Origin of the sequence: Aminobacterium sp. UBA4987 (genome assembly GCF_002396985.1) — a bacterium.
Taxonomy (GTDB): Bacteria; Synergistota; Synergistia; order Synergistales; family Aminobacteriaceae; genus Aminobacterium; species Aminobacterium colombiense.
Window position 1 is genome coordinate 496,419 of record NZ_DGZF01000009.1, and the last position, 22,705, is coordinate 519,123.

Annotated in this window: 21 protein-coding genes; 19 read left to right on the forward strand and 2 right to left on the reverse strand. The window is 46.0% G+C overall.

Going from position 1 to position 22,705, the window contains the following annotated elements; translation table 11 throughout:
• The first annotated feature begins 35 nt into the window (after window positions 1-35).
• From B2U56_RS06610 to B2U56_RS06625, 4 genes are read left to right on the forward strand one after another with little or no spacing between them, the layout of a single operon-like run.
• Window positions 36-1,397 (forward strand): hypothetical protein, encoded by a 1,362-nt coding sequence (locus B2U56_RS06610; RefSeq protein WP_286952885.1) that lies wholly within the window; start codon window positions 36-38, stop codon window positions 1,395-1,397.
• Between the two features lie 11 nt (window positions 1,398-1,408).
• The gene (locus B2U56_RS06615; protein WP_286952886.1) at window positions 1,409-1,939 is read left to right on the forward strand and encodes a DUF4376 domain-containing protein; all 531 of its coding nucleotides are present in this window, start codon (window positions 1,409-1,411) and stop codon (window positions 1,937-1,939) included.
• A gap of 15 nt (window positions 1,940-1,954) precedes the next feature.
• Entirely contained in the window at window positions 1,955-2,314 is a 360-nt protein-coding gene (locus B2U56_RS06620; protein WP_286952887.1) for a hypothetical protein, read from the forward strand.
• Entirely contained in the window at window positions 2,315-3,532 is a 1,218-nt protein-coding gene (locus B2U56_RS06625; RefSeq protein ID WP_286952888.1) for a hypothetical protein, read from the forward strand.
• 114 nt (window positions 3,533-3,646) lie between these two features.
• Here B2U56_RS06625 and B2U56_RS06630 read toward each other — a convergent pair whose 3' ends face one another.
• Window positions 3,647-3,838: a hypothetical protein gene (locus B2U56_RS06630; RefSeq protein WP_286952889.1), complete on the reverse strand. Its 192-nt coding sequence runs from the start codon at window positions 3,836-3,838 to the stop codon at window positions 3,647-3,649.
• A 49-nt stretch (window positions 3,839-3,887) separates the two neighbouring features.
• On the opposite strand from B2U56_RS06630, the gene B2U56_RS06635 reads away from it, so the two are divergent.
• From B2U56_RS06635 to B2U56_RS06650, 4 genes are read left to right on the forward strand one after another with little or no spacing between them, the layout of a single operon-like run.
• The gene (locus B2U56_RS06635; RefSeq protein WP_286952890.1) at window positions 3,888-4,265 is read left to right on the forward strand and encodes a YcbK family protein; all 378 of its coding nucleotides are present in this window, start codon (window positions 3,888-3,890) and stop codon (window positions 4,263-4,265) included.
• Between the two features lie 3 nt (window positions 4,266-4,268).
• The gene (locus tag B2U56_RS06640; protein WP_286952891.1) at window positions 4,269-4,514 is read left to right on the forward strand and encodes a hypothetical protein; all 246 of its coding nucleotides are present in this window, start codon (window positions 4,269-4,271) and stop codon (window positions 4,512-4,514) included.
• 4 nt (window positions 4,515-4,518) lie between these two features.
• On the forward strand, window positions 4,519-4,728 hold the full coding sequence (locus B2U56_RS06645) for a hypothetical protein (RefSeq protein WP_286677102.1): 210 nt from the start codon (window positions 4,519-4,521) through the stop codon (window positions 4,726-4,728).
• 4 nt (window positions 4,729-4,732) lie between these two features.
• Window positions 4,733-5,074, forward strand: a complete 342-nt coding sequence (locus tag B2U56_RS06650; protein WP_286952892.1) for a hypothetical protein — start codon at window positions 4,733-4,735, stop codon at window positions 5,072-5,074.
• Between the two features lie 741 nt (window positions 5,075-5,815).
• Here B2U56_RS06650 and B2U56_RS06655 read toward each other — a convergent pair.
• Complete coding sequence (locus tag B2U56_RS06655) at window positions 5,816-6,394, reverse strand: GGDEF domain-containing protein (protein WP_286952893.1); 579 nt, start codon at window positions 6,392-6,394, stop codon at window positions 5,816-5,818.
• A 797-nt stretch (window positions 6,395-7,191) separates the two neighbouring features.
• Here B2U56_RS06655 and B2U56_RS06660 point away from each other — a divergent pair.
• From B2U56_RS06660 to B2U56_RS06710, 11 genes are all read left to right on the forward strand, one after another.
• Window positions 7,192-7,830 carry a TetR/AcrR family transcriptional regulator gene (locus B2U56_RS06660; protein WP_286952894.1) on the forward strand — a complete coding sequence of 213 codons (639 nt, stop codon included), beginning with the start codon at window positions 7,192-7,194 and terminating at the stop codon, window positions 7,828-7,830.
• Window positions 7,827-10,922 (forward strand): efflux RND transporter permease subunit, encoded by a 3,096-nt coding sequence (locus tag B2U56_RS06665; protein ID WP_286952895.1) that lies wholly within the window; start codon window positions 7,827-7,829, stop codon window positions 10,920-10,922. Before B2U56_RS06660 ends, B2U56_RS06665 begins: the two co-directional genes overlap by 4 nt.
• On the forward strand, window positions 10,919-12,220 hold the full coding sequence (locus tag B2U56_RS06670; protein WP_286952896.1) for a TolC family protein: 1,302 nt from the start codon (window positions 10,919-10,921) through the stop codon (window positions 12,218-12,220). Before B2U56_RS06665 ends, B2U56_RS06670 begins: the two co-directional genes overlap by 4 nt.
• 19 nt (window positions 12,221-12,239) lie before the next feature.
• Window positions 12,240-13,397, forward strand: a complete 1,158-nt coding sequence (locus tag B2U56_RS06675; protein ID WP_273015222.1) for an efflux RND transporter periplasmic adaptor subunit — start codon at window positions 12,240-12,242, stop codon at window positions 13,395-13,397.
• Between the two features lie 135 nt (window positions 13,398-13,532).
• Window positions 13,533-15,215, forward strand: coding sequence for a hypothetical protein (locus tag B2U56_RS06680; protein WP_286952897.1), 1,683 nt, complete (start codon window positions 13,533-13,535; stop codon window positions 15,213-15,215).
• Window positions 15,216-15,318: 103 nt separating this feature from the next.
• Window positions 15,319-16,872, forward strand: a complete 1,554-nt coding sequence (locus tag B2U56_RS06685; protein ID WP_333593310.1) for an aspartate aminotransferase family protein — start codon at window positions 15,319-15,321, stop codon at window positions 16,870-16,872.
• A 35-nt stretch (window positions 16,873-16,907) separates the two neighbouring features.
• Window positions 16,908-17,861: a TAXI family TRAP transporter solute-binding subunit gene (locus B2U56_RS06690; RefSeq protein ID WP_273312138.1), complete on the forward strand. Its 954-nt coding sequence runs from the start codon at window positions 16,908-16,910 to the stop codon at window positions 17,859-17,861.
• A gap of 67 nt (window positions 17,862-17,928) precedes the next feature.
• Window positions 17,929-19,875 carry a TRAP transporter permease gene (locus B2U56_RS06695; RefSeq protein WP_286952898.1) on the forward strand — a complete coding sequence of 649 codons (1,947 nt, stop codon included), beginning with the start codon at window positions 17,929-17,931 and terminating at the stop codon, window positions 19,873-19,875.
• 19 nt (window positions 19,876-19,894) lie between these two features.
• Complete coding sequence (locus B2U56_RS06700) at window positions 19,895-20,602, forward strand: CoA transferase subunit A (protein WP_273312135.1); 708 nt, start codon at window positions 19,895-19,897, stop codon at window positions 20,600-20,602.
• The gene (locus B2U56_RS06705) at window positions 20,586-21,287 is read left to right on the forward strand and encodes a 3-oxoacid CoA-transferase subunit B (protein ID WP_273312134.1); all 702 of its coding nucleotides are present in this window, start codon (window positions 20,586-20,588) and stop codon (window positions 21,285-21,287) included. Before B2U56_RS06700 ends, B2U56_RS06705 begins: the two co-directional genes overlap by 17 nt.
• Entirely contained in the window at window positions 21,284-22,468 is a 1,185-nt protein-coding gene (locus tag B2U56_RS06710; protein WP_013048595.1) for a thiolase family protein, read from the forward strand. The genes B2U56_RS06705 and B2U56_RS06710 overlap by 4 nt, the downstream gene beginning before the upstream one ends.
• Window positions 22,469-22,705 lie beyond the last annotated feature (237 nt).

Sequence of the window (22,705 nt, forward strand, 5' to 3'; positions counted from 1 at the left end):
GGCCCCTTAACTTTTGAGAAGGAGGTGCGAATCTAGTGACCGTATCTAAAGACTACAACAAGCACGTCTATGCGGGGAACGGCCTTACAACGGAGTGGCCATACGAATTTGAATTGCCCATAAAAGCAGGCAAACCAGACAGTAGCCTGATACAAGTCTACCTTACCGATCCAGCAGGGGTCATTTCCCTTTTAACAGGGGGGTACTGGGTTGACGTAGACACCAGCAGGGTCCTTTACCCTGGCTATGAACCAGGGGCAGAGCCTCCTGTTGTTCCAGACCCACTCCCTGTAGGGTGGAAGATCACTCTGGTTCGACGCTTGCCTATAAACCAGCAATTTTTAGACCTGTCAAATCAGGCGAACCTGTACCCAGAGACGATCGAAACTGCGATAGACAGGCTCGTAATGATTTTGCAACAAGTAAATGAAACCACTGGGAGAGCTGTTCAATATCCTATTGACTCGGTTGAGCCAGGGGACACGTTATTAGCAGAAATATTAACGGCTTCTAGTGCCGCACAATCTGCTGCTACGGCGGCCGGGGCATCTGAAACAGCTGCTAAAGCTTCTGAAGATAATGCTCTATTGTCTGAAGTAAATGCTAAGAATTCCGAAATGGCAGCCAAGGCTTCAGAGAATGCCTCCTCAATAAGTGCAGGCGAGGGCCTGGCCTCTGAACAGGCGGCAAAGGTGAGCGAGGGCAATGCTCTTGCAAGTGAGAATAACGCGAAAACGGCGGAGTTGGCTGCCAAGGCTTCTGAACAGGCCGCCGAAGTAAGCGAGGCAAACGCTAAAACTAGTGAGACCAATGCTAAAGCTTCTGAAGATAATGCTCTATTGTCTGAAGATAATGCTCTATTGTCTGAAGTAAATGCTAAGAATTCCGAAATGGCAGCCAAGTCTTATGCAGATTCAATCAATCCAGAGTTGCTTCAGCAGAAAGGGGAAAAAAACGTCGCGAATGGCTACGCAGGCCTGGATGCTACGGGCAAGATACCTGGCGAGTTGCTTAATATTACAGATCCCGTATGGGGCAGCATCTCAGGAACACTGGCAGATCAGGCAGACTTGCAGACGGCGCTGGATGGGAAGGCAAACACTTCACACTCCCACGCCTATGCTCCAATCCCCTCTTCAAGCTCCCTCCCTGTTGGGGTGTGGGTTACAGCGTTTAATATGGCATCATCCCCAGCTGTCACTGTCGCAAACGGATCCACGATAGCTGGTTCTAAATTAATGCGTACGGCGTTTGATTATTCATCACCCAACCTTGTATTAACGGGTACTACATTAACTGGTACCTGGAAAAACATTAGTGGTGGGTCTGTCTTGAAGCAGGAATCCAAAGAAGGAAAAACACACAACTATTCTGGACTCTTCGTCCGCATAGCCTAGGAGGTGGCTCTATGGAATTTTTAGAAATAAAGAATGCGAGATATCTTGATGGGGTGGGGGAGCTCATCGACCTCACCCTCGTTACGAGCGATGGCGAGATCCCCTTCACTTACAGTGCAAACGACGGTGAGGCGGCAAGCCTCTTCGTGCGGGAGAGGATGGGAACCTTCCCCATCTCACCCTACACGCCCCCGCCCCCCACGCCCCTCTCCGAGCTCAAGGCGGCCAAGAGGGCGGAGATCGCCCACGCCAGGTGGGCCCAGGAGACGGGCGGGTACGCCTATGGCGGCCACACCTTCCACTCGGATCGGGAGTCCCAGTTCAACGTCTTCGCCGCCTACATGGAGGCGAAGGGGGACCCAGAATACTCCAAACAGTGGAAGACCATGGAAGGGTGGGTCACCCTTACAGCGAGTGATTTTATACTCCTCTGTGAGGGGTTCATGGACTACAAGGAGAGTCTCTACGTCAAGGAGGCGACCCTCTGTGCGGCAGTAGACGGGGCTTCAAGCGCTGATGATCTCGCGCTCATAGAGTGGTAAGAAGGAGGAAATGACATGGCAGATATCATTTATGGAGTTCAAGAGATAGAGTGTACAATTCCGGCAGGGACATCGGAAACATCAGCAGTTTTCGGTTGGGGATTGAGGTTGGCACGAATCTATATGCCAGAGGAATGGGACGCAGCGGATTTAACGTTCACAGAAGCTGAGAAGCCTAGTGGAACATTTTACCCACTTTATGATGATAATGGCATAGAAATCACAATCCTGGCAAATGCTGAACGAACTATAACCCTAAGCTCAAATGCCTTACCACTCACAGCTATGCGGTATTTCAAAATTCGCTCAGGCACATCAACAACGCCGGTCAACCAGTCGGCGGAGCGGAAAATAAAACTGCTTCTGGTGGACTAGATGAGAAATGAACTGATATTACTGAGTTCTGGGGTCAGTACACACCTGCTCAGGGGCGTGGGGACTGTCGGTATTGATGGGGTGACGGTGGAGAATTTAGTTATTAATGGAGATACTTTTGCTGGTTGGACAGGGTACGATACTATAGTAGATGGATGGGCTACTAAAAGCGCGAACGCTGCCACGTTATTCTCAATCTCTGCTGCCGCACTATCTAATGTGGTTGCCGGACATAAGTATCTCGTTTGTGCCAAAATCAGATTAAACAGCGGGTTTAATAACAGCGAAGCTACAAAATTTTCTATAATGCGATTTGGTGGTTCTAGTTCTAAATATAATTTTACAACATTTCTACTCGGGGCTACAGCGTATCCAGATGGCACAGAATTAACATTGTCAGTAATTGCAACCGCCCAGACAGAACATGCAGATGGTAATAGCCGTATGTATTTGTCTGCGTACAATCAGTTACACGCGATTAACGTATCCTTCACACAAATCAAATTAATAGATTTAACTGCATATGGGCTTGAATCATTAACCACAGCACAACTTGATGATTTAATTCCGGTTTACTTTGAGGGCAAAAAAACCTTTGGCGGTGTCGGTTGCCTTGTCTCCAAGGATTCAGCCGAAGCCGAGACGGGCAGGATGTATTTTGAAACAACGCCGATGTACTCCAATGCCACATTAAAAGATGTCTTAGCCTACGATGGCGGGAAATATTACCACACGCACAACGTTGACTCTGACGGAGTGGCAATAGCAGAGCCTTACGACACAGAGGTTGATACAAATGGGCAGTTCTTAGCCTTATCTGAAGGTACTGTGACATACGAACCTTGGTATCCCGATATTGCGGTCTACACCGATAAATTCACGCTGACCAAGGCAATTACCGCTGTCAAGGAACTGTACAAGTACGGCTCCGAAACACCAATTACTGATGCTGTTATAGCGGGTGATGGACTGAGTTTTACCAGCGCAAGTTTGACTGCTGGTGACTTGGCTTATGGTGTGTTTGAGTTTGACGAACCCTTGAGACCGCTAATGACTATTAAGAGGCGTAGTCGCAAGCTGGGAACTGACGGAGGTGTAGGTATGAATGAGATTTTTATGGAACTATTGCGCCACAAGATAGAGCAGGGGCAAATAGAGGCAGAGGACTTGCCACAGGAAGTGAGGGAGCAACTTGCAGATACAACAGGACAAAATTAAACACTTTATAGCGGGTGCAATAGCCTCTATCGTTGTATACGTTGCAACTTTTAATACAACGATAGCCCTTGCGTTCTCCGCACTCTTGGGCATTGGCAAGGAAATCTATGACTACTATGGCCACGGCACGCCGGAATGGTTGGATTTTGTTGCTACCGTCGCCGGCGGGTTAGTCGGTGTGACGCTGGGGATGGTGTTATGAAAAGCTTCCATCCCTATGGAGCTCTTGACATCCTCACGTTTTCTGTAAACTTCCTTGACACAAGGTGTGTCAAGACTTTTTACAAAATATAATGATTCTGTCAAGACGCCGCCTTCGGGCGGCTTTTTTAATGCCTAGAAAGGAGGGAGACACATGCTTTCAGAGCACTTTAGCAGATCCGAACTTGCATGCCGTTGTGGCTGCAATAGATGCGTCATCAAACAAGAACTTTTGAGCCTTTTAGAAAAAATCCGCTCCTTAGTAGAAAGTCCAATCTTCATCAATTCCGGCTACCGCTGCCCTACGCATAACAAAAAAGTGGGCGGGGTTCCAAATAGCTGGCATACGCAAGGCGTAGCCGCAGATATTCGCCAGACTAAATATTCTAATAGCGTTTTCCATGCGAAGGTTCTCCGGGCATATCGCGAAGGGATACTTACGGAGCTTGGAGGGCTAGGCCTTTATAGTGGGCGTATACACGTAGATGTACACAAATCAAAAGACGGGCATTTGCGTCAATGGAGAGGATAAACCATGACGGAAGATGTAGGCAAACTCCTCCTCGAAATTAGAGATAGAACAATTCGTATGGAGGAGCAGCTGAAAGATCGCGATAGACAAATATCTGCCCTTGCTGCAAATCAAGCTGGTTTGCATGGAAGAGTCAGCGAACTAGAACTTATGTACGCAGGTTTAAAGGCATGGATCGCTGCGGCAGGGTTGATAGGTGGAATATTCGGCTGGCTGTCGCATTCATTCTTGCCGGCTCTAAGGAAGTGATTCCATGTTGAACTGGATAGGGTCAAGGCCTTTGAGAAAGCCTTTAGCGGTTTATGCTGCGGTGCTGGTAGGAGGAGTTTTGATTGCATGCAGAGTTCAAGGTGTTGACGTGCCGCCTAATACAGCAGAACTCTTGAAGTGGTTCGGAGGAATTACCCTGGCAGCCTATTATGCATCATCAAGCTACGAAGCCACAAAGAAGGCAAGGGAGTGAGGGCATGTTTTCCAACAAGCAGTTGAATGTAATCCTTATTGCTATGGCCATTCTCATAACGTTTGGGGCTGTATGGCTTACTTACTCAGCGTTTAAGGCTCCTTCAGTCTCAGAGGTGGTACAGCATACAGATCACCAAGCTGGGAAAATTCAGAGAGAAATTGAAGCCCTAGAGAAGAGAATAAATGATCTTGAAGCGGCAACTAAGAAAGAGGTGAGGGTGATTCGTGAGAAAACAATTAAAGAAATTAGTATTTTGCCTCCTGATGATATCGCTCGTGGTCTCAATGATGAGCTCGCCGAGTTTCGCGTGGGAATATGTCCCGAAGGGCTGGACGGCTCCTGAGCCAGGGTACTTCGGCTCCGAGGCTGACGGACGAGATACCCTTGCAGCGCTAAAGACATATAAGGGGCAATCGGAAGCCTGGAAGAATGCGTACGGTGATCTGAGATCTGAAATCCTCAGCTATCAAAAGAGCGCAAAAGAAGAATTGAAACTTTTAAAGGAGCAAATGGAAGTGGAAAGGAGAGCCTGGAAGAAAGAAATACAAGTCTCTCAGACAAAAAATACTATCTATCTCCTGCTCGCCCTTGGGATTGGGTATGTAGCAGGAAATTAGGAGGTGATAAAATGAATATGAACGTTTTAGCAGGAATTCTCGTCTTAGCAGCCGTAGGGTGCGTTATATTTAAGCGGACAAAAAATCATTGGCCTTGGGAGAAGAAATGACCTCTCAAAATGCGATTTAAACACCATAACTTTTTAAAGAGGCATCAATTATCCTTTATAGTAAGTTCGTTAAAACATAACCAGATTTGAGGCCTATTCTGCCAAATAAGGGGGATGGGCCTTGTCTCTTTACTCCTAGAGGGGTATTATTTTCAAATAAGCTCTAAAGAGTGCGCCAAAAGAGAACGCTTCAAAAAGTAGTTACTTCGAACTAACCGTACACTAAACCGGACACAGAAGAAAAATATAAATTTATAAAGCGAGTAATTGCAAGGCTTTATAGAATCTTTTCGAATCTCACCTTCTCCGCCATGAATATTAAAAGCTGCCCATTGAGGCAGCTTTTTTTATGTCTTATTACCACACTATTGTATTTTTCCCCAGCTTTTTGGCTTCATAGAGCAGCGTGTCTGCTCGTTGGATGAGACTTTGCGCCGAATCATCTTTTTTAAGAGTGGCTATGCCTCCGCTTATGGATAAAAGATCGTTTCGTGTTCCTTGAAGACGTTCCAGCAAGTTTTTCCGAAAACGCTCGCTACACGTTACGGCAGATTCCAAATTTGTCTCAGGGAGGATAACCAGAAATTCATCCCCACCGTATCGACCAAGAATGTCTGTATTCCTAAAGGTTAATATCATGGTTTGGGCAACCCGCAAAATAACCACGTCTCCTTCCTGATGTCCAAATGTATCATTTACGTTTTTGAACCCGTCCAGATCGAATATTCCTACGGATAGGGGAGAATCGTAGCGAAATGCCCTTCGTATTTCTTCTTCGAGACGCTGACATATGTGTTTATGGTTATAAAGCCCTGTCATGCTGTCCCTTATAGAAAGGTCCTTTAATGTCTCAAGTTGTTCCTCTATGATCTTTCCGTCTAGGAAAGTCCTTGTTTTTAATTGAAAACTGATTCTCGACACTATGAAGGCTATCACAACCGCACCTGTCGAAATTAAGATGTGGTTTTGTATAACTGAAGTATTGCTTTGCACGTAAAAAAGAGTACCGACAAAAAAACCATGAGCAATTAGTAAAACACTCAATATGGTAGGGAGAGGTACGTAGAAAAAAGAAGCTGCACAAAAGAGTATGATTAGGTATTCAGAAATAGCTTCAGTATAGAACTGGTTTGTCAAACTTAGAGATGCAGAAAAAATAAGGATATCCAAAAGGAATAAAAATTCAATGCGTGGAGAATAGGGGGGTCTTTCTATATATCTTCTTTTATTCAGAAATGCAATAAAAGGGAAAATAAAGAACACCACGCAATAAAGAGCACCATACAGTGGCAAGTATCGATCGGATCCGACCTTATAGACATGGATTGTATCAGCAAAAATAAGGACAAGGCCTAAGCAGCAAAAAATAAAAATATGATTAATGTTCTTCTGCCACAGAAAAAAATCAAACTCGCTACGGTATTTAGCGTCAATTGATTGTTTGTTAATTCCCATCATTTAGTCTTTTAACATTCCTCTTCTTTTTTTATATTAATTTTATATTGAACATCCATTCTACACAAAAAAATGAAATTTTAAAAGATTAAATTGATAGGAAACGATCATGGCGTTCCATTTTTCGCGATTATTGGAAGTAATACTGTTCCTGTTCAATGGAATCCATGAAATCCTTCCTTGACTGTGGCAAAAACCCCCTTTATAATACTTTTTGTCGTAATATGACTAATTAGTCATATTAATGGATTGCTAGTCAACGGGCAGGGAGGGTTTATATGTCCCGAATTCAATCAAAGAAAAAAGAAGTTATCAGTGAACTAATGAGAGAAACCGTATATAAAGCGGCCCGTTCTGTCATAGAGCAGTATGGCTGGACTGGTACTACCATGGATCGAGTGGCCTCTGAGGCTGGCATAGCTAAGGGAACGGTTTACAACTATTTTAAAAATAAGCGCGAACTTATGATGGTGGTTATGGAGAAAAATATTGAACCTATAAATGAGCAAGTTATTACTATAGTTCAGAGAAAAAAGTTCTCCACTATGAAAGACACCTTATCAGCCATTGTTGAAACTGTCATTGTAGAGCTGATTAGAAATAAGAAAATAATATCGGCTATGATACTGGCCTTTCATGAGGATGGTGAACTTCGGCGAAAATTTGATCCACGGTCCCACCCCTACCAAAATGTGAGGGAAGTTATACATAAAGTAATCTCTCAGGGCGTTAATAATGGAGAATTCAGGCCCATAGATCCGAATTTGGCAGAAGCCATGGTCAATTCTCTTTTCTCAGGAATTTCCCGTCAGATAGCTCTGGGCGATATTGATATATCAAAGGAAGAAGTGGCCAGGGATGTTGCATCTTTTGTTTTGCGCGGTCTACTCGCTTCGGTTGAAGGAGGAACACTATGAAGGTTACAGATATCTCTTTACGCAGGCCAGTTACAGTTTTAATAGGAACCTTTGCTCTTATTTTCTTTGGAATCCTGGCTATGAGAAATATGGGAATGGAACGAATTCCAGACGTGGACTTCCCAGTTGTTGCTGTTTCAACAACAATGGTGGGGGCAAGCCCTACAGTTATAGATAACGACATAACTGACGTTCTCGAGGAAAAACTGAACACCATCTCCGGCATTGAAAATATCCGATCAAACAGCTACGAAGGCCGCTCTCTCGTTATAGTCGAATTTGAGCTGGGCCGGAACATTGACGCTGCGGCCGCTGACGTTCGCGATAAGGTGAATCTCGCCATATCAGATTTGCCGACAGAGGCCGAAACGCCCATAGTTCAGAAGTTCAACGCTGGTGATAGTCCAGTCATAACTTTAGGTGTAATGGGAACGGCGCCCTACAAGATACAGTCTCATTTTGCTGATAAAGTGATGAAAGAACACCTTCAGACTGTAGATGGGGTGGGCAGCGTTGAAACCATAGGCCTTCGAGAGCGCGAGGTCAGAGTATGGCTTGACCCAGCTCTTTTAGAATCCCGCAATCTTACGGTTAAAGATATAAAAGATGCCATTAAAGATAAACACGTTGAACTTCCCGCGGGGCGTCTTGAGTCTGAACGCAGAGAACTCAGCATTCGTCTTGAAGGGGAATATGCTTCTGTTCAAGAATTGGAGGAACTTCCCATTGTTTCCAGGAATGGCGCTGTTATCCGCCTTCGAGATGTGGCGAGAGTAGAGGACGGTTACGAAGATCTTCGCTCTATCGCCACTTATAATGGGGAACCGGTTATTTTGCTTGAAATTCGAAAACAACGAGGAGCAAATGAGATTTTTTTAGCGGATGGTGTGTATAGAGAGCTAGACTCCCTTAACAAGTTGGTTCCAGAGGGCGTAAAAATAGAAATGTTGGATGATACGTCAGGATTTATTCGCAAATCCATGGCTGGTGTTTTAAGTGACACCCTCATAGGCATAGGGCTCTGCTCGCTGATTATGCTTTTCTTTTTGCGTACCATACGCGCTACTTTTGTAACTGTAGTAACCATCCCTGTGTGTTTGCTTGGAAGCCTCATTGTCCTTAGAGCACTCGGGATTACTATCAATAACTTGAGCATGATGGGACTGTCTTTGGCTGTGGGTATGGTTGTAGACGCCACTACTGTTGTTCTGGAAAATATTCACCGTCATCTTGAAAACGGGAAATTGCCTATCCAGGCAGCTTCTGAAGGAACCAGCGAAGTTGGATTTTCTGTTTTAGCTGGTGCGGCTACAACAATTTGTGTTTTCGCACCGATAGCGTCTATGGGAGGCATTATCGGACGATTCTTCTATGCTTTTGGAATTACAGTGGTTATGACCATCGTGATTTCTCTTGTTCTTTCCTTGACTCTTACACCTTTCCTTTGCTCTCGTATTCTGCGGAAAGATCATCCTGGCAAAATAGCCCTCAAAATAGAAGCATTTTTAGTGCGCCTTGAAGAAGCCTATAAAAAAGGGCTGGCTTTTTCTTTAAAGCACCGATTCATTGTGTTAGGAGCTGCTGCAGGGATATTTGCCCTGGGAATTTTTATTGCTGGATTCTTGGGAACAGGCTTTTTCCCCAGCGAAGATAGGGGAAGCTTTTCTATCAACTTTGAACTTCCTGCGGGAGCCTCTCTTGCGGAAAGCAGAAAATTCATGTCTGAACTGGGTGTCGCTGTCCGAGACCACGCTGAGGTGGCCTATACTTACGGAACCATTGGTTCTGGCATTGGTCAGGAAGTGAATAAGGGGAAACTGGCCGTTACGTTAATTCCCCGAAGCCAGCGCGCTACATCTACAGAAATTATGGGTAAAATGAGAAAACAATTCTCCAACTATAAGGACGTAGAACTTACCTACGGAACGTGGAGTTCAGATATTACCCTTACTCTTGTAGGGCAAGATACAGAACAGCTTGACAGAGTGGCTCAGAAAGTTAAAAAAGATCTTGAGCAGGATAAAAGACTTACTGACATATCCACAGACGTAAGGCTTGACAGTCCCCGTATAAACGTCGGGATAAACAGGGGACTTGCTGATGAATTGAATGTGAACATACGGGATCTTTCCCAGGAAATACAGGCCTACTTTGGTGGCGTGAAGGCTGGAATATTCAAAGATGGCGGCTATCGTTACGATATTCGTTTAAAAGCGGAAGAGGGGTACCGACGGAACATACAGGATATTCAAAACATCGCCTTTAAAGATGGCAACAAAAACCTCATTAAAGCTCCAGGGCTCATTAAAGTTGAAGAGGGGCGAGGTCCAACCCTTGTTAAACGTTATGATAGACAGCGTTCTCTTACTATCAGCGCCAATACCGCGGGAATATCATCAGGAGAAGGAATGACTCTCGTTATGGGAACCTTTAGGAAATATGCGCCCACCGATGGTAGCATAAGAATTGTTCCCACAGGAATGTCCAAGCACATGAAGAGTAATTTTAAAGAACTCTTTATGGCTCTCGCCATTGCCATTATACTGGTTTACATGGTTATGGCGGTACAATTTGAATCCTTTATGTACCCTTTTATGGTTATGTTTTCATTGCCTCTTGCCACCACAGGGGTCTTTGGCATTCTGCTTCTTACCGGTATAGAACTAGACATGATGAGTATGATGGGGATCATTCTTCTTGTTGGCATTGTTGTGAATAACGCTATCATTCTTGTCGACTTCGCCAACCAGCGGAAAGCCTCAGGGTGTGACCGCAGAACAGCTATGCAGGAAGCGGCCCCCCTTCGTCTCCGTCCCATCCTTATGACAGCTCTTTCTACCTCCATTGCGGCTGTGCCTATAGCTCTCGGACTGAGTGAAGGAGGAGAAATACGCCAGCCAATGTCTACTGCGGTTATTGGGGGAATGCTCACATCGACATTTTTAACGTTGTTCGTTATTCCTGCGGTCTATGTCATTCTGGGAGACGTTAAAGAAAAAGCGGCTCAGGTAGCCATGAGTGTTTTTAAAGAAAAAACATCTGCCGTACAGATAAAAGAACCTGGCACGAATTTGAGTGGAGGGGAAAAATGAGACGCATACAGAAAATAATTATAATAAGTATGGTGTTGCTGTTTATAGGCGGCTCCTTATGGGCGGCTGCAAGCGAAGACATAGTATTGACATTAGAGAAAGCTCTTTCTGTGGCCAAAGAGCAGAACCTTGACATCCTCTCTGCCCAGCAGGAACTTGTCCGTGCGAAAGGCAAACTGACAGAAGCCAGGGCTGGAGGCCTTCCATCCCTTAATCTGGGAGCAGGTTATACCCGCCGTGAAAAACCTGACCTGGCAGGCAATGATGAAGAAAATATTTTTGGCGCTGCTTTAACTTTGACCCAGCCCCTCTATCAGGGCGGAAAGATTAGGGCAGGAAAGCAGCAGGCATCAATAGAAATACAGCAGGCAGAGTACTATTATGTTGAAATAGCTGAACAGGTTGCCCTTAACGTATATAACCGCTTCTATGCAGTTCTTCTTGAGAAAGAGAATGTAAAAACAGCTGAAGATGCCTTTGCTTTTGCCGAAAAATATCTGGATGAAGTCAAGAAAAAACATGTTTTGGGACTAGCGACAGGCTTAGAAATAACGAGGGCGGAAAAGCAACAGGCAGAAAGTAGAACGGCCCTGATCCGGGCCCGTAACAACCTTGAAGTAGCGAAGATCAACCTTCTTGAATTGCTAAATGTTAAACTCGATACATCCTATACAATTGAAGGAAATCTTTCTTACGCGCCTGTTGCTGGGCAGCCTGAAGAGTCGTTGAAAAAGGCTCTCGCCTACCGCCCAGACTACCAGCGGGCAAAATTGCAGGTAGATGTTCAGGATCAGCAGATAAGAATTGCCCAGAGCGGATTAAAGCCCTCCGCGTCTGTTTCGGGATCTTATCGGTATGATGACCCGGAACAGGCCTACTATGAGAGCGGCGACACATGGCAGGTTCGCCTCACTGTAGATATTCCTGTTATGGATAGCGGCCTTACCCATGGACGGATCGTACAGCAGAAAGCTCTGAGAGAGCAAACCATGAGGAACGTAGAAAAGAAAGAAGAAAGTATTCGATCTGAAGTGAGCAGCGTCTATCTTGACCTTAAAACAGCTGCACAAGTTTTAGAGGAAGCCAAGTTAAATCTGAAGCTTGCTGAAGAAACACTGCGTCTTGCAGAGGTTGGTTACAGAGAAGGGGTGGGTATCCAGTTGGATGTTTTGGATGCCAGGGCGTCATTGACCCAGGCGCGGCGTGAGTACTCGGCGGCTGTTAAGGATTACGCTTTTGCTATTGTGCGTTTGCGCAAGGCAGAAGGGGTACTAACCGAAGAACCAGTTCTTCCTTAGATATGGGAGTGATCATTCTATGAAGTTTACAAAGAAACTGCTTATACTTGTTACCATCATAGTTGCTTTGGGCGGACTGTCTCTCTTCGGTCCATTAAAAAAGAAACCGGAAGCATCTCAAGACGGGTCTTCTGCCCTTCCAGCCGCGGCTAAGGTTTCTGTTATCACGGTAGAAAAAACGCCCTTATTGCGCAAAGGTTTTGAAGAAAACAGCACTATAGAAGCCATAGAGCGAGTTGTTGTGTATCCCAAGGTTACCGGGCGCCTTGAGTTTTTTCATGTCCGCCAGGGTGACCCTATAGAAAAAGGTCAGGTTGTCGCCGTTCTTGACCATAGAGATATCGACGCTCAAATTGCCTCGCTAAAAGCAAGAATAGCTGTGGCAGAAGCTCAGGTAGCAGAGGCAAGAGCCGCATTGAATAACGCGAAAACAGAACGTGAACGTTATGAGCGTCTGTTAAAGGAAGGTTTTTCAACCCAACAGCAGCTTGATAATAAAGTAACAGCCTATCTCCAGGCAGAAGCGCGGTACAAGCTTTCTGAAGCCACTGTTCTTCAGACTCGCTCTGAACTCAAGAATCTCGAAGTAACACTCTCTGAGTATTATATTAAGTCTCCCATAACAGGAACGGTGCTCAACGACTATGCTCATACCACCGGCGCAATGATGGGGCCATCCCTCGCTGTAGTGGAGATTGCCAACGTAGAAACGTTGAAGGCAGTTGTCAAAGTTCCAGAAGCAAGGGCCATTGGTCTGGAAAAGGGTATGAAGGGCTGGATCAGAAGCGATGGCCTCGGCGATAAAGTTTTTGAAGGGGCTATTGAGCGGATAAGCCCTTTCGTAAAAGAAGACACACGGACAGTTCAGGTTGAAGTCTATGTTGTCAATGGCCAAAACGGTTCCCGCCTTGTGCCTGGGATGTTCGCTCGAGTCTTTATCGTTCGCCAGGAAGCAGAAAACGCTTTGGTGGTTCCAGTGGATGCGGTGATAAAGGAAAGTGAAGCAAAAGTACTCCTCGTTAAAGACGGGAAGATTAAAGAAACGCCGGTAAAAATAGGAATAGAAACAGATTCCGTTCTTCAGATAACTGAAGGGGTTGCGGAAGGAGACATAGTTGTTATTTCTGGAGGCCGCCTTCTCAAGCATGGAGATGCTGTTGAGGTGTCACAGCAGTAATAAACTGCGGCTATTCTCTAACAAGAGACAGGGATAATAGCGTAAAGCTCCCCGGGAAGATTTTACTAGCCTTTTCGGGGAGCTTTGCTGTAATATGGAGTACCATCAAAAGTATCGGAGGTTTAAAACAGAACAATGAAACGGTTCATATCTCTTCTCGTCATGTTTATCTGTGCAACTTCTTTTTTCATCGGGCCTTGTGTGGAAGGGGCTGTAACACTTAAAGATGAAAAATCCTACGATCCCCTGGAAGTTTTACAGGCCTTGAACTATTGCACCTACTCGCTGAGTAAAATTGTTTCTTTCAACGATCGTGTCGTTCTATCTTTTGAGTACGACAACATCATCAACAACCTGAACCTCAACGCCATTACTGACGAAGAGATTGTAAAGCTTATGGATACCCTAAAAGATGAGATTATATCTGAGCGAAAACGGGAACGTATCGAAAAAAGCTACCAAAAGAGGCTTGAGCGAACCCTTTATAATTTTCTATCAGGAGTGAATGTATCTCCTCAGAGTGTGGTTTCAGCCGCTGTAAGCGCTGTTTCTTCCATGGGGTCCATGTATGTAAACTATCAGAGGCGGATAGAGGAGTATATGGATGAAAGCGAAGAAATAATCGAGGCCCTTGACGATGAAAAACTCAATGTCATTAACTCCATACGCAAAGACATGCTCACAGCTTCGTGGTCTATTATTAAAAAGTACAATATCGATGACCAATATCGCTTAACTGAAAAACAGATCAATGAATTTGTTGAAAATGTAAAGTCGAATCCGGCAGAGATGCAGCATCGAAAACTTGAGCGGCTTTTGCAGGATAACCCTGCCTTTGAATACTTTCCTCCCTTCTGGTATTACTATTCTCTAACGAGAGAGGAAGATGAAGTATTTGTCCTTGGCTGTCTTAACAGGTTTTTACAGACCCAGCGTCCCATATTCAGAAGAGATATCTTATGGGCCAGCGTTCTCATGGAGCGCGTTCGTTTACAAAAAGAAACAGACAGTCAAAGTATAATAGCGGACCTTGAAGAGATTATTCGTCAATCTAATAACTCGGACTGGCAGAATTTTCTTTTTGTCGGTTTAGCCTACACGAAACTGGGAATGGTCGATGAAGCCCGCAGAAACTTGCAGCGCAACATTGATAATGGGTACGAGGTATCACTCAACAGCCGGTTGCTTGCCGAAATTTTGCTGGATGCAGGTGATCAGCTGCAATTTGAGGAGACCATGAAAAAAATGCTCTCTGATACCCGCGTATCAAACAGCGATAAATTATATCTCATCGGACGATGCCGAAATGTAACCTATCTCAACAGGTTCAAGGAGGAAATATCGGAAATACGGCTTTCAGCAGTGAATGAGGCAGCAGCCACAGAGTTGGTAAGCCCTACCTACCTTCTCACTATACCGAACAAATGGCTGGTAGAGGATGCTCCTTTTGATGTGAGACTTTTTAATGAGAACATAGACCGATCCCACCACTTCGAGTCCATCGACGACCCTGCCCTTGTTATCAGCACTAAAAAGAAAAGAGTCGCTATTAAGTTTCCCGAAACAGGTCATACCATAGCGAGGAAACCGGAAAAGGGAATAACGGTGAATATAAAACACCCCCTTATTGATATGACCCTCATATACGAACTGGAAAAGAAAGATATAGGGAGGGCGGCTAAGACTTTAATAGAAGCAGCAGTTCCCTTTTATTCAGAGGTTTTGGGAAATTACCGGCTAAAAGAAGTTGCTTTTATGGATGAACGGTATATCTTTACGGCGAAAGGAATTCTTGCTGAGAGTAAAAACAATAAATAGCTCCACCATTAGATGGAATAATTAAAGGACCGCCCAAAATAGGCGGTCCTTTTTATATTTTTAATCTATTGCAAATTGACAAACTATAAAGAAGACTCTATTATTGACGAAGGCAAAACTTCATAACAATAACATGAAAGTAGTTCGCACTTCTTTTTTATCCATTATCCGTTATCCATTATGCTCCCTTCCTTCTGCCTCATCGAATGTCAATTATAACCATAAGGCTTTTTCTCTGTGGGTTCCGGCCGGACTACAACAGAGATCCTGCGAGAGTAATTTAAAAAACAGAGAGGGGATGGTTTGTGTGCCGGAATATGGGTCTATGATTCCTCGTAGCTACAAAACGGCCCTCAGAAAGGCAGTTCGAGGTGAAGGGATGTACCTCTTCGATGAAGAAGGTAAAGCCTATATCGATGGCTGCTGCGGGGCGTTGCTTTCGAGCGTGGGGCATGGCAATAAAGAGATAGCTGACGCTATATACAAACAGCTTACAACTCTTGAGTTTGCCCACCCTTCCCGATGGTATAACGATGCGACCATGGAAGCGTCAAAAGAAGTAGCGTCTATTACCCCTGACGGGCTCAACTATGTCTGGCTCGTCAGCGGCGGAAGCGAAGCCATTGAATCTGCTTTGAAGCTGGCCAGACAATATTTTGTGGAGCGGGACGGAGAGGGCTCTTCTAAGTATGTCATGATAGCCCGTTGGAACTCCTATCATGGGAGTACTATTGGAACTATGGGATTAGCAGGCAGCATGGCTCGGCGAAGAACGTTCTTTCCGCTCTATCAGGATCATCCCAAAATAGCATCCCATTATTGCTACCGATGCCCCTATGGTCTTTCTTACCCTTCCTGTGATCTTAGGTGTGCCCATGCCCTGGAACATGAAATAAGAAGAATAGGGCAACAATATGTGGCAGCTTTTGTGGCTGAACCCATTGTTGGCTCCACCGTTGGCGCCTTGCACCCGCCAAAAGAATATTGGCCCATCGTTAGGGATATTTGTTCCAGATACGATGTGCTGCTTATTGCCGATGAAATTATGACGGGTATAGGCCGCACTGGTAAAAATTTCTGCCTGAACCATTGGAATGTGACGCCAGACATGATTTGTTCCGCAAAGGCCTTATCTGGAGGGTACTCCCCGGTAGGCGCCCTTATAGCAAAAGATGAAATTGTTGAATCTCTAAAAAAAGGCAGCGGAGCTTTTCAGCATGGTCATACCTACAACGCGAACCCGGTAACTGCCGCAGCTGTAACTGCAACCCTCCGTTTGATCAAACGGGAAAAACTTGTTGAAAATGCAGCTTTACAGGGAGAGCGGTTCTACAAAAAACTAGAGACACTGTATCAAATACCCATCGTTGGTGAAGTTCGCGGAATGGGTCTTATGAGAGGAATTGAAATCGTGGCGAACCAGAGTACCAAAGAAGCTTTTTCCACTTCTGTAAATGCGGCTGGCGTAGTTACAGGCGAATGTTTCAAGGAAGGGCTTGTGATTTACCCCGGCCGGGGACAAATCGATGGAATAGAGGGAGACCAGTTCCTGGTGGCTCCTCCTCTTACTGTTACAGAGAGTGAGATCGACGAAATCTTTATGCGTCTAGAAAGAGGGCTGAGGTCAGCAAGCGATAAATTGCTGTCTGGGAAATAAGAGTGGAGTGAACCAAGTAAAAGGAGGGTCCTTATATGAAGAAAAAATGGTTGGTCTTGGTAGCGGTTCTGGCTCTCGTGGCATTTGGCTCGGCAGCTGCGGCTGTTACCTTTGTCACTATTGGGTCAGGCGGAGTGGGAGGAACATACTACCCTCTGGGCGGGGCCATGGCAGAAATTTTGTCAAAGGCCGATATTGGTGTCAAGGCGACCTCTCGTTCAACGGCAGCTTCTAAAGAGAACTGCCGCCTTGTAGCTTCAGGAAAGGCCCAAATAGGCATGTCTATGGGCTCCACTTTGTATCAGGCCTATACGGGCGTAGAAGCTTTTGAGCAGGATGGCAAACTTCCTCTTCGCATTCTTATGCATATGTATCCTGCCCCCCAGCATCTTGTGACCACGACTAAAACCGGTATTAAGTCCTTTGAAGACATAAAGGGGAAAAAAGTTTCTCTGGGAGCTCCAGGCGGCGGTGATCAGATATTGAGCCATATTATTTTGAACGCGGCAGGCATAGACCCAGATAAAGACATTCATAAACAGCAGCTGACCCAGCCGGAAGGAGTTATGGCGCTGAAGGACGGAAACGTTGACGCGGTCTTCTGGAACTTTGCGGCTCCCGGTTCGGCCGTTCTTGAAGTAGCAGCAGTTCGTGATATTGTAATGATTCCCCTTCCTAAGGAAGTGGTAGATAAAGTTGTGGAAAAGAATCCTTTCCTCTTCCCCTATATCATAACTAAAGGCACCTATCCTGATATTAAAGAAGATATTCTCACAGTTGCTGATGGCAACTTCCTTGTGGTTCACGAGGATATGCCAGAAGAGCTTGGGTACAACCTTGTAAAAACAATTATAGAGAATAATAAGGCATTTATGGATATTACACAGCAGGCTGCTCACTTTGTACCCGAAGAGGCCAGTGTGGGAATAATACCCTTTACAACAGGATCGGTGAAATTCTTCAAGGAAAAAGGCATAGAGGTGAAATAAGTCTCTTTTGAGCGGGAGAGGTTAACCTCTCCCGCATCAATGAGACGAAATTGGGGAGGGAAACTCAATGACGAATTCTTCAACATCAACGTCGCAGGATGTTCAGCCAGTAGATGTGGATGCGAAGAAAAGAGAACTCCATGGCTGGCAGTATTGGATTGTAGCTGCTCTGGCCTTGTCGGCATCTGTTTTTCACCTCTATACGGCTGTTTTTGGGTTGCGTTCAGCAATGTACCAGCGAAGCATCCACTGGCTCTTTATGGGAGGGCTTATGTTCCTTCTATATCCAGTGAGTAAAAACAGGCCTAAGAATCGCATTGATTGGTGGGACTGGGTTTTCGCCGGGCTGCTTATAGCAGGATGTCTCAATATTATCCTTAACTGGGAAGTCATTACCATGAGGGAGGGAGCACCAATAACCTCAGATATATATTGGGGCACTATTATGGTCTTGCTTGTTCTTGAAGGAACAAGAAGAGCTATGGGGCTGCCCTTGCCTATTATGGCTACGATCGCATTGGTATATGCCTTTCTTGGTCCCTATTTTCCAGGCATCCTGTCCCATGGCGGCTTTGCCCTTGATGAAATAGCTCCTTTTCAGTATCTGCGCACTGACGGAATATTTGGTGTTCCCCTGGGGGTATCTGCCTCCTTTATATTCCTTTTTGTTTTGTTTGGAGCGGTTCTTAGCGTTTCCGGGGCGGGGCAATTTTTTATTGACCTCTCCATCGCCCTAACAGGAAAAAGCCGTGGAGGCCCTGCCAAGGCGGCGGTTGTTGCCAGTGCTCTTATGGGAACCGTTTCCGGCAGCTCTGTAGCTAACACCGTTACGACTGGTGCTTTTACCATACCTCTCATGAAGACGGCCGGATATCGGTCTGAGTTTGCAGGCGCCATAGTTGCGGCAGCCTCTACTGGAGGACAAGTTATGCCTCCAGTTATGGGAGCGGCGGCCTTTATTATGGCCCAGTTCTTAGGCATTTCCTATTGGGATATTGTTGTAGCCGCGGCTATTCCTGCGGCACTATACTTTTTTTCCATATGGGCTATGGTCCACTTCAGAGCCGGCAAAAGAGGGATCAGGGCCATGACCGATGAAGAAGTTCCCAAAATAGGGCCTGTATTGCGGGAAGGCTGGCATCTGCTAATTCCTATCATTACCCTTGTCCTTTTTCTTGCCACTGGGTATTCCGCGGTAAAAGCAGTTTTCTGGTCTATCGTCTGTCTTGTCGGAGCATCATGGTTAGGAGATGAAAAATACCGTATGACTCCCAAACGAGTTCTCAACTCCCTTATTGATGGGGCCATCGGAGCTGTTGATGTTGCGGCAGCCTGTGCCTGTTCAGGAATAGTCATTGGCGTTATCGGGATCACCGGTGTAGGTCTAGCATTTTCATCATTTGTCATGAGCCTATCCCATGGGATACTTCCTCTGGCCCTTGTCTTAACCATGATCGGCTCAATTATCCTTGGCATGGGTGTGCCTACCACTGCCCAGTACATTATTACATCGACTCTGGCAGCGCCGGCATTGGCCCAAATGGGCGTTCCCATGATGTCTGCCCACCTATTCTGCCTATACTTTGGAGTACTGGCAGACGTGACACCCCCTGTCGCCCTTGCCACTTATGCTGCGGCGGGTATTGCCCGTTCCAATGCCATTAAAACTGGATTTACGGCCCTTGTCGTTGCTGTCGCAGGTTTTATAGTTCCCTATATGTTTGTGTATAACAGCTATCTTCTCTTTCAGGGCAGTTTAATCAAAATTGTTTTGGGCTGCGCTACGGCCTTTTTGGGAATCATTGGATTGGCGGCAGGCGTTCAGGGGTTTTTTGTTACCCATCTTGCACTCTGGGGGCGGGCGGCTCTTCTTTCGGTTCCATTGCTGCTGATCCATCCTTCTCTTATATCGAATTGTTTAGCCGTGGGGATTATAGCGCTTATGTTTGTTATACAGAAACGAAGAGCAGCACAAGTTGTCTCTCCCGTGCTCGAAGAAAATCCGGAACAATAATGAAAGGGAGGTTCGGCAAATGCCCAAAAAAACCATTAAACCTGTTATGTCGGCAGAAGAAGCAGTTCGTTTTGTCAAGCCAGGCGCCTCTTTGATGGTCGGCGGATTCAACTATGGTGGTGTGCCTTACACTCTGGTTGATGCCCTGGTTGCTGCTGATGTGCGGGACTTGCACCTCATAGCCAACGATACCTTATATGCCAACGATAAATTTCCCCAAGGAGTGGGACACGGCAAACTTGTAGTTAATGGCCAGGTGCGTAAAGTAACCGCTTCTCACATTGGGCTCAACAGGGAAACCCAGCGCCTCTTCAACGAAAACAAAATGGAACTTGAGCTTGTCCCTCAGGGAAGTTTTGTAGAGCGCATTCGTGCTGGTGGGTTTGGCCTGGGAGGCATTCTGACGCCGACGGGTGTCGGCACATGTTATGAAGAAGGCAAGCAAACAATAGAAGTGGAGGGGAAAAAATATATTCTTGAGCTTCCGCTGCGTGCCGACATAGCTTTTATTCGTGCTTACAAGGCAGACAGATGGGGGAATTTGACCTATTTTGGAACGAACAGGAACTTCAACCCGGCTATGGCTACGGCCGCGGACATTGTTATAGCAGAAGTTGATTCCATTGTGCGTGAGGGAGAAATAGATCCCAATGACGTAGTTACTCCTGGAATCCTCATAGATATCCTTGTGCTGAAAGGAGATGGATACTATGCTTCCAGAACTTGATGAAAAGATTGTACGGGAACGAATTGCCAAGCGGATAGCCCTTGATTTCGATAACGGCGCGGTTGTCAATCTGGGCATAGGTATTCCAACACTCGTTTCAGATTATATTCCTGACAATGTTCGGGTCATCATGCAGACTGAAAACGGTGTTGTTGGAGCAGGCCCCTCTCCAGAAGAGCCTGATCTGCGCTTCATTGGCGCAGGCGGACGGGGCCTCAGCCTTATCGACGGTTCTTCTATTGTGGCGAGTGAAGTCAGCTTTGGCCTCATTCGCGGAGGCCATCTGGATGCTACGGTGCTCGGCGCTCTGGAGGTGGATCAGGAGGGGAATCTGGCAAACTGGTGGATTCCTGGCAAGCTGGTTCCCGGAATGGGAGGCGCCATGGACCTTGTCACTGGTGCCAGAGCTGTCTACGTTGCTACAACCCACACTGATAAAAAAGGCCGGCCCAAGCTCGTCAAGAAATGTTCTCTTCCCCTCACAGGCGCCGGGGTTGTTTCTACCATAGTTACAGAATACTGTGTTGTTCGAAAACAAAGTGGACGGATGGTTTTAACAGAAATAGCCCCTGGTGTAAACCTCGAGGAATTGCTGGCCAACACGGGAATGGAGTTAGAGGTAAGCAGCGATCTTTGCTTGATGAAAGGAACCGAAGAAGAACTGTGCGAGGAGGCATCCAAATGACAAAAGCTGTTATTCTGAGCGCTTGCCGCACTCCAGGCGGAAAATATGGCGGCTCCCTTAAACCTTTTGAAGCAACGGATCTGGGCGGAAAAGCCATTGCAGAAGCTGTTAAGCGTTCTGGTATAGCTACAGATGATATTGGAGAGGTCATTATGGGGAATGGCTGGCAAGCCGGAGTGGGAGCAAACCCCGCCCGTATTGCCATGGTTAAGGCAAACCTGCCTCAAAACATACCGGCCTTCACAGTGAATAAACGTTGCGGATCAAGTTTGCGAACCATTATGCTTATGTCCGACCGGGCAAGGCTCGGCGACATTAAGGCCGGAGTGGCTGGAGGCATGGAAAGTGCCTCTAATACGCCTTACCTCCTCCCCGAAGCCCGATGGGGCCATCGAATGGGAGAAAAAAAGGTGCTGGACGTACTCCATCAGGACGGATTTATTTGCCCTGTGGCGGGAGATTTAATGGGAACGCTGACAGAGCGCCTTGTTGAGGAATATAACATTACAAGGCAGGAACAAGATGAATATGCTCTATCAAGTCATATGAAAGCAGTGGAAGCAATGGAAAAAAAACTCTTTGCCGAAGAAACCGTCCCCCTTATCATTCGAGATCGAAAAAAAGGCGAAATTGCCATCGATAGCGAAGAAATACCCAGAAAAGATACCACCATAGAAGCCCTTGGGCGTCTCCCTGCCATCTTTAAACAAGGGGGAACGATCACGGCCGGAAGCAGTTCCGCTTTATGCGATGCGGGAAGCGCAGTAGTTGTGGCAAACGAAGAGTGGGCAAAAAACGAAGGTCACGCGCCTATGGCGCGAATCTTAGGGTATGCCAGCGCTGCCCTCGACGCGGACCGTTTCGGCATCGCTCCCACCCTTGCCATGCCTTTAGCTCTGGAAATGGCAAAAATGACCATAAACGATATGGACCTTATCGAAATTAATGAAGCCTTTGCGGCCCAGATCATCGCCTGTCATCGGGTCATGCCCCTCGACATGCAAAAACTGAACATACACGGCGGAGCTATCGCGCTCGGCCATCCTATAGGGGCATCGGGGGCCCGAATTTTGACAACCCTTCTCTATGCCCTTAAAAATACCGACAAAGAGTTCGGAATCGCAAGCGCGTGTATTGGGGGAGGGCAGGCTGCCGCTATAGTGGTACAACGTTTAAATTAAAAAATAAAATTAAACCCATCTATTTAATAAATAGGTGATTTCTCGCGCAAGGCTCCCATTATCTGCTATGATGGGAGCCTTTGTCATAGCTAAAAATTCTTGATATAATAAAACTTGTATGATTAATTATCCCGATTATTAAAGATTAAACCCCCTTGTATGCTGGGTAAAAAGAACTAGAAAATGTATGATTCCCCTTGCATATAGAATGCATTTTTATTAAAATAAGATAAATTT

What these genes read in the sequence shown, in the direction of transcription:
- B2U56_RS06615 (WP_286952886.1), top strand. Translation starts at nt 1,409, where the DNA reads ATGGAATTTTTAGAAATAAAGAATGCGAGATATCTTGATGGGGTGGGG.
- B2U56_RS06620 (WP_286952887.1), top strand. Translation starts at nt 1,955, where the DNA reads ATGGCAGATATCATTTATGGAGTTCAAGAGATAGAGTGTACAATTCCG.
- B2U56_RS06625 (WP_286952888.1), top strand. Translation starts at nt 2,315, where the DNA reads ATGAGAAATGAACTGATATTACTGAGTTCTGGGGTCAGTACACACCTG.
- B2U56_RS06635 (WP_286952890.1), top strand. Translation starts at nt 3,888, where the DNA reads ATGCTTTCAGAGCACTTTAGCAGATCCGAACTTGCATGCCGTTGTGGC.
- B2U56_RS06640 (WP_286952891.1), top strand. Translation starts at nt 4,269, where the DNA reads ATGACGGAAGATGTAGGCAAACTCCTCCTCGAAATTAGAGATAGAACA.
- B2U56_RS06645 (WP_286677102.1), top strand. Translation starts at nt 4,519, where the DNA reads ATGTTGAACTGGATAGGGTCAAGGCCTTTGAGAAAGCCTTTAGCGGTT.
- B2U56_RS06650 (WP_286952892.1), top strand. Translation starts at nt 4,733, where the DNA reads ATGTTTTCCAACAAGCAGTTGAATGTAATCCTTATTGCTATGGCCATT.
- B2U56_RS06660 (WP_286952894.1), top strand. Translation starts at nt 7,192, where the DNA reads ATGTCCCGAATTCAATCAAAGAAAAAAGAAGTTATCAGTGAACTAATG.
- B2U56_RS06665 (WP_286952895.1), top strand. Translation starts at nt 7,827, where the DNA reads ATGAAGGTTACAGATATCTCTTTACGCAGGCCAGTTACAGTTTTAATA.
- B2U56_RS06670 (WP_286952896.1), top strand. Translation starts at nt 10,919, where the DNA reads ATGAGACGCATACAGAAAATAATTATAATAAGTATGGTGTTGCTGTTT.
- B2U56_RS06675 (WP_273015222.1), top strand. Translation starts at nt 12,240, where the DNA reads ATGAAGTTTACAAAGAAACTGCTTATACTTGTTACCATCATAGTTGCT.
- B2U56_RS06680 (WP_286952897.1), top strand. Translation starts at nt 13,533, where the DNA reads ATGAAACGGTTCATATCTCTTCTCGTCATGTTTATCTGTGCAACTTCT.
- B2U56_RS06690 (WP_273312138.1), top strand. Translation starts at nt 16,908, where the DNA reads ATGAAGAAAAAATGGTTGGTCTTGGTAGCGGTTCTGGCTCTCGTGGCA.
- B2U56_RS06695 (WP_286952898.1), top strand. Translation starts at nt 17,929, where the DNA reads ATGACGAATTCTTCAACATCAACGTCGCAGGATGTTCAGCCAGTAGAT.
- B2U56_RS06700 (WP_273312135.1), top strand. Translation starts at nt 19,895, where the DNA reads ATGCCCAAAAAAACCATTAAACCTGTTATGTCGGCAGAAGAAGCAGTT.
- B2U56_RS06705 (WP_273312134.1), top strand. Translation starts at nt 20,586, where the DNA reads ATGCTTCCAGAACTTGATGAAAAGATTGTACGGGAACGAATTGCCAAG.
- B2U56_RS06710 (WP_013048595.1), top strand. Translation starts at nt 21,284, where the DNA reads ATGACAAAAGCTGTTATTCTGAGCGCTTGCCGCACTCCAGGCGGAAAA.